This is a genomic window from Pararhizobium antarcticum, from assembly GCF_001885585.1.
Taxonomy (GTDB): Bacteria; Pseudomonadota; Alphaproteobacteria; order Rhizobiales; family Rhizobiaceae; genus Pararhizobium; species Pararhizobium antarcticum.
Map to the genome: position 1 here is coordinate 48568 of NZ_LSRP01000151.1, position 13419 is coordinate 61986.

At 60.3% G+C, this 13419-nt stretch carries 8 protein-coding genes and 1 pseudogene; 1 reads left to right on the forward strand and 8 read right to left on the reverse strand.

Features of this window, described 5'->3' with window-relative positions:
• Positions 1 to 248: 248 nt before the first annotated feature.
• From AX760_RS25365 to AX760_RS25385, 5 genes and pseudogenes are all read right to left on the reverse strand, one after another.
• On the reverse strand, positions 249 to 1478 hold the full coding sequence (locus tag AX760_RS25365; RefSeq protein WP_071835793.1) for an OmpP1/FadL family transporter: 1230 nt from the start codon (positions 1476 to 1478) through the stop codon (positions 249 to 251).
• 468 nt (positions 1479 to 1946) lie between these two features.
• Entirely contained in the window at positions 1947 to 4787 is a 2841-nt protein-coding gene (locus AX760_RS25370) for a valine--tRNA ligase (protein ID WP_071835794.1), read from the reverse strand.
• Positions 4788 to 4918: 131 nt separating this feature from the next.
• Complete coding sequence (locus AX760_RS25375; RefSeq protein WP_071835878.1) at positions 4919 to 5797, reverse strand: PopZ family protein; 879 nt, start codon at positions 5795 to 5797, stop codon at positions 4919 to 4921.
• Between the two features lie 172 nt (positions 5798 to 5969).
• Positions 5970 to 7298, reverse strand: a pseudogene (locus AX760_RS25380) (TolC family outer membrane protein); the annotation flags it as partial.
• Positions 7299 to 7634: 336 nt separating this feature from the next.
• Positions 7635 to 8297 carry a protein-L-isoaspartate O-methyltransferase family protein gene (locus AX760_RS25385; RefSeq protein ID WP_071835795.1) on the reverse strand — a complete coding sequence of 221 codons (663 nt, stop codon included), beginning with the start codon at positions 8295 to 8297 and terminating at the stop codon, positions 7635 to 7637.
• A gap of 249 nt (positions 8298 to 8546) precedes the next feature.
• Between AX760_RS25385 and AX760_RS25390 the strand changes: the two genes are divergently transcribed.
• The gene (locus AX760_RS25390; protein WP_071835796.1) at positions 8547 to 9131 is read left to right on the forward strand and encodes an acyloxyacyl hydrolase; all 585 of its coding nucleotides are present in this window, start codon (positions 8547 to 8549) and stop codon (positions 9129 to 9131) included.
• 18 nt (positions 9132 to 9149) lie between these two features.
• On the opposite strand, the gene exbD is transcribed toward AX760_RS25390, so the two are convergent.
• The 3 genes from exbD to AX760_RS25405 all read right to left on the reverse strand — a co-directional run bounded on the left by exbD (position 9150) and on the right by AX760_RS25405 (position 13396).
• Entirely contained in the window at positions 9150 to 9578 is a 429-nt protein-coding gene (exbD, locus tag AX760_RS25395) for a TonB system transport protein ExbD (protein ID WP_071835797.1), read from the reverse strand.
• Positions 9579 to 9581: 3 nt separating this feature from the next.
• The gene (gene exbB / locus AX760_RS25400; RefSeq protein ID WP_071835798.1) at positions 9582 to 10601 is read right to left on the reverse strand and encodes a tonB-system energizer ExbB; all 1020 of its coding nucleotides are present in this window, start codon (positions 10599 to 10601) and stop codon (positions 9582 to 9584) included.
• A gap of 257 nt (positions 10602 to 10858) precedes the next feature.
• Positions 10859 to 13396, reverse strand: coding sequence for a ComEC/Rec2 family competence protein (locus AX760_RS25405; protein WP_425348897.1), 2538 nt, complete (start codon positions 13394 to 13396; stop codon positions 10859 to 10861).
• Positions 13397 to 13419: the final 23 nt, after the last annotated feature.

A 13419-nucleotide genomic window follows, 5' to 3' on the forward strand; every position in this document is an offset into this window, starting at 1 on the left:
AACTCTGTTGCACGTTTGCCTGCGGTCATCAGGTGCTCTCTGTTTGTGGCGGGAAATGGACATAATCCATCGCGCTCTGGTCATAACAAACTATAGAAAAAAATGTGTTGCTGAATCGTCACATTTTCAGGAACAAGCATGAGAAGCGCTGCTATGCTTCATACCTCGTTTACCAAGCTGCGCCCGGAGACGCAAAAACCCGGCACCAAGGCCGGGTTTTCGAATGTTGGACAGTGGATGTAAAACGATCAGAACTTGATTTTGACAGAAGTCGAGATGGCCGTGACCAGATCATTGTCAAAGTCGTATGTCGCCCTGTTACCCACAGTGACACCTTCAATTGTGATCGGACCGGATGATCCGCTCGTCAAAATTCCGACTGCACCGGCTAGACGAAACTCAACGTTCTCTGTCGGGTTGTAGGAAACACCTGTTCCGAGAGTCCACGTGTCTGTCTGGGTTCCATATCCTTTAGACGTTCCACGATCCCAAGTGACGCTTAAAGCACCGCTTAACTTTTCCGAAAATTTGTGACCTACACCACCTGTAATGGTCCATCCGTCTCTGTATCCCAGATCAAGAGACGTAATTTCCACGCCGCCGTTGTAGAATGGGATGCGCTGAAGCTGGCTCCAATCGACCCACTTCACCGAACCGAAAGCGAGCCAATCCGGCGCAATGCCTGACTGAACTTTCAACTCAATAGAGTCTGGCATTGCCGTGGCACCCGAAACGGGAATTATGCCCCCCCCTCCTAGCAGCGCAGGAACTTGAGTAAGGTCAACGGCACCTGTTACTTCATCGAGTCTAACCTCACTGTAGTAGACGAGACTTGCTCTGAAGGCATATTCCGGAACTTCATAGGCAGCGCCAGCACGCCATCCCCATCCTTCCCCTGCAAGATCGAGGCGACCGATGCCCGTTCCTGTCAGGCCGAGGTTTGCAATCGCGAATGGATTGACAACCAAACGCTCCTTGAAGCCGTCCATTTCCAAGTAAGATCCACCACCAATAACGCGGAACTGCCCCGGTCCCATGTCGAAACTATACGAGCATGTTACTGCATAGTTATCGCTGTTGACTTTCGTCTCGACGTTGTCGTTGGCACCAGCCCAGTTTGCACCCGGATTAGTGTGCGCGCCGAAAGGTTGAGAATAGTCCGCGATACAATCGACGGCATCGCCGATCCCTGCCTTCACCCCAACACGCGGTACCCAGTAACCTTCCGTCTCGTCGGCGCTACTGGAATAGCCGAGGTCGTTCAAATCGCCGTCCACCCCGGGCATGTCATTGACATTGTTCAACTCACGCTGCGGATTGACATAGGTCGCGGCGGCTTCGGCTGCATAGGTCGACGGATCGAACAAGAGGTCGATATTGTATCCGCCGCGCTCCAGGCCTCCGGCATGCGCCGCAGATGCAAGCAATGTGGTAGCAAGCGCCGCCACGAGCGTTGCCTTGATTTTAAGATGTGCCATCCGTTCCTCCCCTGAACACAGACAGACAGCCGAAAAACACCCGGCCGTTCGTGTCTGGGAGTATCTGTATGAAAGAGACGGTTGGCAAATACCTATATCTAGGGAGTCCGCAGCGTCGGTGCCTAAAATTTTACGTAAGAAATCCACAGAAACGACATAATTAAGAAAAATCGGGAAAATTTTGCGCCATTAACGAACGCTATACAGGTTTTGCAGAAATCCATTCCGCGAAAGCCAGCATGTGTCACCATTCAACAACATTGATCTTTTTTGGAAATAATCCATCAGGCGCGCATGTAAGTTGAAACTAACATATTGATTTGACGAAAATTTCTCCGGAATGGAGCGATTTTAACCCGGCTACCGAGAATCAGCTGTGGACGCTGCGCGCGACAAAGACGCGAGAGGTCCGCGACGCTGAAAACGCCGCGGACCTGTCGCGATACCAATCTTGGGCCTGGACTTCGCTCAGCCGGCCTCTGCCAGGCGCGCTAGGGCAACGTCGACGGACCCCTTCTGCAGGTCGAGTTCCGCCAGTCGCTCGCGCTCGGCCTCGACAACCTCGGGCTTGGCATTGGCGACGAACTTCTCGTTTGCCAGCTTGCCGAGAATACGGCTGCGTTCCGCCTCGATCTTGCCGATCGATTTTTCCAGGCGCGCTCTTTCCGCGTCAAGATCGATCAGGCTGCCCAGCGGCAGGCAGGCGGTTGCCTCGCCGACAATGACCTGGGCGCTCCCTTTGGGCGCCACGTCGGAAAGCGTGATGCCGTCGAGGCGTGCCAGCCGCCGGAGCGCAGAATCATGGCGCGCGATGCGCTCCTGCGTCAGGGCGTTGGCGCCGACAACGACGAGCGGCGCCATGGCGCCCGGCGGCACGTTCATTTCCGAACGCACCGAACGAATGCCGGAAACCACATCGATCAGCCAGTTGATCTCGTTGGCCGCGAGATCGTCGGCAAAGGAGGCGGCGGGCCATTGCGCGTGGCAGATCAGGCTGTCGCGGGCGATACCCTCGCCGGCCGTCTGGGCCCACAGCTCCTCCGTCATGAACGGCATGAACGGATGCAAGAGCTTGTAGGTCTCGTCGAGCACATAGGCGACGCAGGCCTGCGCCTCGGCCTTGGCGACCTCGTCCTCGCCGCTGAACACGGGCTTGAGCAATTCGAGATACCAGTCGCAGAATTGGTTCCAGACAAAGCGGTAAAGGCTGCCGGCGGCTTCGTTGAAGCGGTAGGTCTCGATCGATTCGGTGACGTCGCGGATGGTCCGCGACAGTTCTGTCAGGATCCAGCGGTTGATTGTGACGACGCAGGCGTCCGGCAGGAAGGATGGATCGGCCTTGACGCCGTTCATGCCGGCAAAACGCGTGGCGTTCCACAGCTTGGTGCCGAAATTGCGGTAGCCGGCGATGCGCGCCGGATCAAGCTTCACGTCCCTGCCCTGCGCTGCCATGATGGCCAGCGTGAAGCGCAGCGCGTCGGCGCCATATTCGTCGATCAGGTCAAGCGGGTCGATGACGTTGCCCTTCGACTTCGACATCTTCTGGCCGTTCTTGTCGCGAACGAGCGCGTGCACATAGACCGTATGGAAGGGCTCGATCGGTGCGCCGCTCTTATCCTTCATGAAGTGAAGGCCCATCATCATCATCCGGGCGACCCAGAAGAAGATGATGTCGAAGCCGGTGACCAGCACATCGGTCTGGTAATAGCGCGCGAGTTCCGGCGTGTTGTCGGGCCAGCCGAGCGTCGAGAAGGGCCAGAGCGCCGAGGAGAACCAGGTGTCGAGAACGTCTTCATCACGCGTCAGGATTTCGCCCGGACGGAAATTCTCAAGCAGGTCCTCGACATAGGCCTTCATCGGTCCTTCATGCGACAGGTAATGCTGAATGGCGGCATGCAGGGCTTCTTCCTCGGTCTTTTCGACGAAGACCTGTCCATCCGGACCATACCAGGCCGGGATCTGATGGCCCCACCAGAGTTGACGCGAGACGCACCAGGGCTGGATGTTTTCCATCCAGTCGAAATAGGTCTTTTCCCAGTTCTTCGGAACGAAATTGGTGCGGCCTTCCTTGACGGAAGCGATCGCCGGCTTGGCGAGCGTTGCGGCATCGACATACCATTGTTCGGTCAGCCGCGGCTCGATCGGAACGCCGCCACGGTCGCCATGCGGCACTGTGTGCTTGTGTGGTTCGATCTTGTCCAGCAGGCCGGCTTCTTCGAAAATGCTGACGATCAGTTCCCGCGCCTTGAAGCGGTCCATGCCCTCGAGCTGCTGCCAGACACCGCGCTGCAAGTCGCTCGGGGTCAAGCCCTCCAGGAAATCCTCGTTTTCGACGATTTCGATCTTGGCCTCGACGGTCAGGATGTTGATCGCTCTCAGGCCGGCGCGACGGCCGACCTCGAAATCGTTGAAATCATGGGCAGGCGTCATCTTCACCGCGCCGGTGCCGGCGGTCGGATCCGGGTACTCGTCGGCCACGATCGGGATCAGACGACCGACGATCGGCAGCACCACATGCTTGCCGACGATATCCGTGTACCTGATGTCATCGGGATGGACGGCGATGCCGGTGTCACCCAGCATGGTTTCCGGCCGGGTGGTGGCAACGACGAGGTAATCGCGCGTTTCCCATTCGGTTGCCTTGCCGTCCTCATCGAAGACGATCGGATGCTGATAGGTCACGCCCTTTTCCAAGGGGTAACGCAGATGCCAGAGATGGCCGCTCATCTCGATCGGTTCGACCTCGAGGTCGGAAATCGCCGTCAGCAGTTTCGGATCCCAGTTGACGAGGCGGTTGTCCTTGTAGATCAGGCCTTCCTTGTAGAGCGAGACGAAGACCTCGAGCACGGCCTTGGACAGGCCCTCATCCATGGTGAAGCGTTCCCGTGACCAGTCGCAGGACGCGCCGAGACGCTTCAGCTGGTTGAAGATCAGGCCGCCGGATTCTGCCTTCCATTCCCAGACCTTGTCGATGAAGGCTTCGCGGCCCATGACCCGGCGATGCTGCTGGACTTCCATCAGCTTGCGTTCGACAACCATCTGGGTGGCGATACCTGCATGGTCCATGCCGGGCTGCCAGAGTACGTCCTTGCCGCGCATGCGCTCGAAACGGACCATGATGTCCTGCAGCGTGTTGTTCAGCGCGTGGCCCATGTGCAGCGAACCGGTGACGTTCGGCGGCGGAATGACGATGCAGAAGCTTTCGGCGCCCGGCTTTGCGCCCGCGCCGGCGCGAAACGCATCCTCATCGTCCCATTGCTTGGCGATGCGGGGCTCGATCGCGGCGGAATCATAGGTTTTTTCAAGCATTTTGAAGCCAGACCTGGAGAATGGAAGATTGGAGGGTTGGTAAATCGGAACGCTGCTGCCGAGTCAACATCGACGACAAAAAAGCCGCCAGTGTGACCACCGGCGGCTTCGTTTTCAGCGATACAGCTGAATTAGCGGCGTGGTCCGCGGGCGACGCGCTCGATTTCCTCGCGCACCAGCCGCTCGACCAGCGTCGGAAGGTTGTCGTCGAGCCAGTCCTGCAGCATCGGTCGCAGCATGTCCTCGGCAATTTCGTCGAAGGAGCGCCGGGCGCTGCTGTCCAGCGCAAAGGCCAGATTGTCAAAGGATTTCGCCACCTGCTGGCCGACGGCCGGCGAGACAAGACCGGAATTATCCTTGTCGGCAAACATTGCGCCAGGCGTCGATGGGGTTTCGGCAGGGTCCATTGCCGGCTGCAGCTTCTTCTCCTGCTCTGCCGCCTTGGTCTCTGTCACCGTGGCCTGTGCTGCCGGCACGGATGCTGCGGGTACCGTTTCAGTCGGTTGGGCAATGACGGCGCGTTCGAACGGTTCGACCAAGCCTTTGATGACGGACGGCGCCATGCGCGACGTCACCATGGGGCTGTCGGTGGTCTGCTCTGCAACAGCCGACGCCACCTGCGGTTCGCGCGTCATATAGGTGTTGCGCTCGGACGCCGCGCGGACACGGGCAGCCACATCGGCAAGCGACAGAGGCGGCGTCTGCATCGGTGCGGCGGCCTTCGGCATATCGGCCGGCAGATCACGGGCCGGGGCATCGAAGGACCGCGCTTGCTCACCGAGCTCCGCGTCGAACTCCGCCACCAGCACATCGTCATCGATCGTCAGGTGAATTTCGTCCGCCGGTTCATCGTCATAGCTGTTGCCTGCACCAAAGCTGCCGGTGCTGCCGCGTTCGCTGTCATTGGCGGCAAACCCTGGAATACCCGGTTCGTTGCTTTCGATGATCTTGCGGATCGACGCCAGGATTTCGTCCATCGACGGTTCACGCGCTACATTGGACTGTGCCATTTCTATCCCCGTTTCTGCCGCAGCGTTGGCATTCATGGCCACGCAGTCATTCGGCGAGACTGTATGTGACTTCACACGCGAACAACATGCCGCGAATCACCATCCGGGAATCATGCACAGATTTGTTCGCTGCGTCACGTATCAGGCTTCGCTATAGGCTTGCGGGCATTGCCTAGGGGCGGTCGTCGACGGTCCGAAGGCCGAACCATTTGTCCTTGACGGCCTCGTAGTGCTCTTCGGCGCGATACTCCGCCACCTCCAGCCCCTGGCTCTTGACTGTCAGGCGGCCGATCGAGGCCAGCAGCGCATAACTTGCAACCACGGCGTTGCGCTGCGCTGCAACAAGACCTTCCTTGGCGCTGAGCACCGATTGCTGGGCATCGAGAACGTCGAGCGTCGTGCGCTGGCCAACCTTGCGCTCCTCGATCACGCCGGCAAGTGCCATGTTGGCGGCCCGGATCTGCAGTTTGGTCGCTGCGATCGTGGCCTGTGCGGCTTCCAGCTGCGCATGGGCCGCAACAATGGTCTGGCGCACATCGACGCGCGCCGAATCAACCAGGATGCGCCTCTGCCCCAGCCGTTCCTTGGCCTGGCGGATCTGCCCATATTCCGCACCACCCTGGTAGAGAGGCACTTCCAGCCTGGCCGTAATCGAACCATTGGTGCTGTCGAACCCACCCGTACTTTCACGATCCGTGGTGTTGCGTGTCAGGGACCCCTGAACGACAACGCCCGGCAGCATGGATCCTTCGGCCGATTTCACCTGATAACCGGCAGCATCGACGTTGTATTCCGCAGCGGCTATGGACGGGTGATCCCGCAGTCCTGTGGTCACGGCATCGTCGAGCGTGCGCGGCAGTGCCTTGCTTGCTGCTGACGGCTGCTTGATCCCCGTCGGGGTGTCGCCGACAACCTGGACATAGACCGATTCGCTTTGCTTCAACTGCGCAACCGCACCGACCAGAAGCGCCTGGGCATTGGCCAGTTGCGCCTCGGCAATGCTCACATCCGTGCGTGTCCCCTCACCGACCTCGAGGCGTGCGTTGGCGGCGTTCAGCTGCTCTTTCAGAAACGCCAGGTTCTGCTTGCGAATGGCGACGATCTGCTGGTCGCGGGCAATATCGGCATAGGACTGGGCCGCGGCCAGAAGAATGCTGATTTCGTTGGCCTTCAGGGTTTCGCGACTGGAAAACACGATGGACTCGGCGGCCCTGACATTGTTCAGGGTCTGGAAACCATCAAAAACCTGCTGGGTGATGGTGATACCCGCAGAACCGGTGCGAAAGTCTTCCTGCAGAAGCGGTGTGCCGCGACGGCCAAGCGATTCCTGTCCCAGCCTGATGCGGCTGCCGGTCGCGGTCGCCGAGATCTGCGGCCGATAGCCGGACTTTGCGATCGGAACACCCTCGTCGGTCGCCCTCAGGCCGGCGCGAACCGCGTTGAGATCGGGATTATTCTCATAGGCTTTTGCCATAGCACCGAAGATCGTTTCGGCAGAAACAGGAGTAGCGAGCACGGACAGTCCCGAGGAAAGCAGCGCCATCCTGGCCAATTTTCCGATATCCAACACGATCACACTCCGTACGCGGTTCATCTGCAATAAGACGAACCGGGCGACTGTCCGACGAGCCGGGCTCCGATATGCGGTGACCCTCCGGCTGCGTCTCAATTGCAGCATTCAATCACACGGCCGCAGGCTCATCCTTTGAAGCGTGGATTTCACGCATTCACAATAACCCTTGCGACGATGCGGCCCGCTTCGGAGCAACTGTCGGACAGCCCGTTGCTATTTCGCAACATGCTGACATGCCGGTCACAGAACAGCTTCCGGAGGCCTTCAGAAAACGAAGTCGCGGGCCTTCTTGAAACCCGGCAGGGGCTTCACCGCGGTGTTGAACGCCAGCCGTTCCGAAGTCTTGCCATTTTCATGGATGAAAAGCTTGGCGCGGGATGCATTGCCAAAACCATGGACGACGACCAGGCGACCGCCGTCGTTCAACTGCTCGAACAGTGCCGGCGGCAGGGTTTCGATCGAACCATGGATGAAGATCACATCGAAAGGCGCCTTGCCGGCGCAGCCTTTCTCCAGTTCGCCCGTCACCACCGTGACGTTGTCATACGAGAGCAGGCCCTGCGTGGCGGTTGCCGCCAGCGCCTCATTGCTTTCCAGCGCGACGACGCTTTCGGCGAGGATGGACAGGATGGCCGATGCGTAGCCGGTTGAACAGCCGATCTCGAGCACCGTGTCGGTCTTCGTGATCGTTGCGAGCTGCAGCAGCTTGGCCAGCGGCGACGGCTCCATCAGGTAGCGCCCCCCCGGTGTCTGGGCGGGCGACGCAACTTCGATATCGCTGTCGATATAGGCAAGCGGCTTCATCCGCTCCGGAACGAAATTTTCGCGCGGGACCGACAGGAAGGCCGCCAACACGGTATGGGACGTCACATCGGTCGGACGAATCTGGTTGTCCACCATCTTGATGCGTGCTGCTTCGAAATCCATCTGCCTGCCCTCGTGGTCCGGATCAACTGCCGGAATGTGCGCCTGGTGGTGCGCCTTGGAATATAAAACCGTGCCACCGGCGCATCCCGGTCGTCCTAAGCTCTTAAATCCGCACTGGCGGCGTTTCAAGCTATGGAATGCAGTTCCCTCAAAAAAGCAAGCCTGGCGAAAGTTCGGCGCCCTAGTTTGACATATCCGGATTGCGTCAAAAAAATTTCAAAGTCCATTTGCCGGCGAGAGGCTTTATCAATGCGAAAATTCCATAACTGGCAGCAGTTGAGGAGAGCGTCTGCCCTGTACCTGACTGCTGTTTCGCTGGTCTGCCTCACAGGTGCTCCTGCCATGGCCAATGATACGGTTTTTGACGAGGTCCGCTTCGGCACAAGCGCGTCCATCAGCAACGGCAATGGTCACGAGAGCGGTCTCGCACCGTCACTCACGGTGTTCTTCGATCCGTTTTCAGAGACCCAGGCCAAAGGCTGGACGGAAAGCATACTCGAACCGAGACTCTATCTCGGCGCTTCTGTCGGAACCGGCGATGCCGTCAGCCAGGTCTATAGTGGCGTCAGCTTCGATTTTTCGGTGACTGAAAAATTCTTCCTGGAACTCGGTTTTGGTGGAACGGTCCATGACGGCAATCTCAAGGATGGCCGCAGTAGCGGTCCAAGCCTCGGCTGCCGCCTGCTGTTTCGCGAATATGCCGCGGCGGGCTACCGCTTCGATGACAACTGGCAGGTGCTCGCAACTGTCGATCATTCCTCCCACGCCAACCTTTGCGACGGCCCGAATGACGGCCTGACCCATGCGGGTCTGGCGATCGGCTATAAATTCTGAGCCCGCTGCCCTGCTTCCTCAGCGGGCCGGCGCAGCTTCCAGACCGACCAGTGCGATCTTGCCATAACCGGCACGCTGGATGAGGTTCATGACCGTCATCAACTCCCCATAATCCACTGCCTTGTCGACGCGCAGAAGAATGCGGGTGTCCCTTTTGCCCTCGGTCACCTGTTCCAGCGTCGCGACGAAACTGTCCCGCGCTGTCTCCTCGTTGCCGAGCGCCAGCGTCAGATCGTCCTTGAGGGTGACAAACACCGGCTTGTCGTCTCGCTTCACCGGCTGGGCGGCAGATTGCGGCAGGTCGACCTTCATGTCGACGGTCGCCAGCGGCGCCGCAACCATGAAGATGATGAGCAGCACCAGCATGACGTCGATGAACGGCGTCACGTTGATTTCGCTGTTTTCGTCGAGGTCGCCACCGCCACCGTCGCTGAGTTTGCTGGCCATGGTTTATCCGATCCTGGCGATTGCGGCATCGACCTGGTGCGGCTGCAGGTCGGGTCTGCGGCTTGCCTGCCTACGGGCGGCCCGGAAATCGAGATCGCGGCTCACCAGACGTTCGACAGCCGCCGACGCATCGGCGAGCAGGAGGCGGTAGCCGCCGATCGAGCGGGCAAAATAGTTGTAGATGACAACTGCCGGAATGGCGGCGACAAGACCGATCGCCGTTGCCAGAAGCGCTTCGGCGATGCCGGGGGCAACGATTGCCAGATTGGTTGTCTGTGCCTGGCTGATGCCGATGAAGGAATTCATGATGCCCCAGACCGTGCCGAACAGGCCGACGAAGGGGGAGATCGATCCGATCGTTGCGAGGATGCCGGTGCCGCTGGCGATCTTCTTGCCGGCGCCGGCCTCGATCCGCGTCAGGCGGGAGGCGACACGCTCCTTGACGCCCTGCGTCGGCACGATGTCCAGGGTGGCTTCCGATTTGGCAAGCTCTTCGCCGGCAGCCGCGACCATCTGGCCAGCCGGTCCCTTTCGCTCGCCGAGTTCGTCGCGAACATCGCGCAACACCGTTGCATCGGTCAGGAGTCGAACGGCGCGTTTGATCCGATGTTTCGCACCGGCAATCTCGACAAGCTTGGCAATCAGAATGGCCCAGGTTGCGACAGAGGCCAATGCGAGCCCGATCATCACGCCCTTGACCACGATATCGGCAGCCAGGAACATGCCGAGTGGTGACAGATCATGCGGCAGCGTGGCGTCGGCTGCAGGCGTGTCTGCGGCGTCCGCCAATGGGTCCGTCAGATCCAGTTCCGGCCCGGCACCATTGTCCGATGCCGTGGCTGGCAGGGAGCCCTCGGGCTCTGCGGTCTGGCCGGTCTGGACCACGCGGTCAACAGTCCGGCTTTCGCCGGCAACTGGGGCCGGCGCTTCCTGCGCCAGGGCAGGCTGCATGGTTGTCAGGCCCGTTGAACCCAGCAGCAGAGCAGCCAGCAGGATCCATTTCGGCATTACCGGGTTCGACATATCCTATCCTTTCGATCAATCCGGCCGCATCCGCATGGGATACAGGCCCGCAATCCGGGACCATAAACAGCTTCCGACAGGCCAATCTCCTCGCCGCCATGGGCGAGCGACCGCAAGACCATCTTTTTCCAGCCGCTGTTTACGACACAGTATGGTTGAAAGACAAGTATATGTGGAGTATTTTTATCAAGAAATATCGAGGCCCTGAAAGACCGGCGTCGATCGCTCGCAAGGCCCCCGTGCAGGACCAGAGGACATCAATCGGCCGGCAATACCGGTACGAATGCGCCGGTGCGCCAGTCATAAAGCCGATGTCGCTCCCAGGCGCGGGTGGCGCCGCCAACGGCCTCGACAATCCGCATCCCGGTTGTGCCTTGGCCTGAACCCGTCGTCACGTCATCACTCGCGTAAATTTCCAGGGCACCGCTGCGGCGCAGGCTTTTGCCGCTGATCAGCCGCGCACCGGTGCGGCAGGTCGAAAACCGCAGCATGACCGGCGTGACGACGATATCCGCGGTATCGCAGGCCGCGCCGACGAAGCGGGCATCCTCGACCGCAACGACGAGCCACCCCTCTCGCGTTGTCATCGCGCACCATTGTTTTGGCGCACAGCCGAACCGGCCCGCGGGACTTTCAAGAAGTGCGCGGCGGATCGATGTTTTGGCGGCAACGACATCGATCGGCGGTTTTGGTGCGCGCCGGTTGCCCACGCCTGGAGACAGGATCGGTGGCGGATCCGCATAGGGCTTGTCTGCTTTTGCCTTCTCCGCCTGCTCCGTGTCCGCTTGCGCAAGATCGGCCCGCTGAACGGGGGGCCGGTGATCATCCAGATCCAGGGCACGCTGCCATTGCGCGAAAATGAAGTCCGGCGGTTTTTGGCGGTTGACCGATGCCCTCGCCCCCTCGATCGCCGCCACCAGACGGCCATCTTCCGAAATGACAAGGGCCGGCATGCTCGTCGACTGGACCAGCAGGACGACGACGCCGGCGGTCATCACGATCAACCCGCCGGCGGCAAGCCGGGTCCGGAAAAGGCACAGGAAGACACCACCCGCAGCAATCAGCAGGACTGCGCTCTCCGGCAGCCGTCCGGTCGTGATGTCGCCCTGCCAGCCGGCAACTATGCGGGCCATGGCGATCATCCATTCGATGCCCTGCCCCATGATCAGCAAGGGATAACGGTCGAGGCCCAACGGCATGAGCATCATGGCGATCAAGGCAAACGGCATGACGAGAACGCTGATCACCGGCATTGCCATGATGTTGCCAGCCAGTCCATAGGCCGCCAGCCGGTGGAAATGCCCGGCGGAATAGATCATGGTCGACAGCCCGCCGATCAGCGAACTGAGAAAAAGTCCGCCAAAAAAACCGGATACGAACCGCAGCCCGCCTGCGCCGGGGATGACGAGCGGCCTTTCCTCCAGCTTGCGATCGCGCCAATGCGCGTAACCTGCGACCAGCGCAAGGGTCGCGGCAAAGGACATCTGGAAGCCTGGACCGGTGACAGCAGAGGGATTGACGAGCAGGATGACGATCGCGGACAAAGCAACGTTGCGCAGGCTGATCGAGGGACGGTCGAAAAACACGGCCACAAGCATGATCGAGATCATGATCCAGGAGCGCACAGCCGACACGGCGCCGCCGGAGATCAGGATATAGGCAAAGACCATGACAAGGGCGCCGGTCGCCGCGATCTTCTTGATTGCCACGCGCTGCGCAAGGCCCGGAACGAGGCAAAGCAGGGTGCGGGCACCGATCAGGAACGTACCGGCCGCCAGAACCATGTTCAAGCCGGAAATGGCAAGCACATGGGCCAGCCCCGCCTGCCGCAACACGTCGATCGTGTCGCGACTGATCGCCCTTTCCTCGGCGGTCACCAGTGCTGCGGCAATGGCGCCGGCATCGCCGCCGATCGTCGTGCGGATGCGCGTTCCAATCGCCTCCCGCCACCGTGCGATTTCCTCCGTTATCCGCCCCCGGAGGGCGACAGCGGCGCCGTTCACCCTGGCCTCCGCTGCCGTTACGGCATGCGGCGTCCCATAGAAATAACCCACAGCGCCGATGCCCTTGAAATAGCTGTCGAAAGCAAAATCGTTCAACCCGGGCAAAGCCGGTCCGGAGGGCGGCGACAGCCGGGCCCTCCCCTCGATTGTCCGACCGATCGCGATGGCGGCTTCGCGGCTGCGCGACAAAAGGCTGACCTTGTCGGGTGGCCGCTTCAGCCTTGGGTCGGAGGTTTGCGTGACGGCAACGATATAGCGCCAGTGACCACGGTCCGTCGCTTCACGGCCGATCACCGTGCCGCGCACCAGGGTCGTCACCGGCGTATCGAGCAGGACCGTATCCAGGCGCTGCGTCTCGAGTGCCGCCAGAAGCATGCCGGCAACGAAACAGGCCACAAGCCGGCTGCCGAGGCGCCACACAGTCCGGGCATGGCGCAAGAGGATCGCAGCCATGCCGGAAACGCACAGCAGCAATGCGAGTTTGTAGAGTCCAGGCTGTTCGGCCAGGGCGAACCAGGTGAGCGCACCGGCGCCGATGAACACCGGAATGAACAGAAAAGCATGGCCATAAGCCTGCTCCTCGGCAATCGCCCTGGAGATGGCCGGCATGATCGCCTCTGGTCGCCATCGGAGCGTTTTGCGGATCAAATCCGGAGATCGGCGCTGAAAGCCTTCAATTGCGCCGCTTTGTCGCTCCGTCTCGACAAGGATCCCGTCTGCAAACCGCAGGTCTACCGTCGCGCCGACGGGATCATCGCGCTTGACGTCCACCCTTGCATGCCCCTCGCCCATGCCGCGTGCCCCGCAGTTCCTGC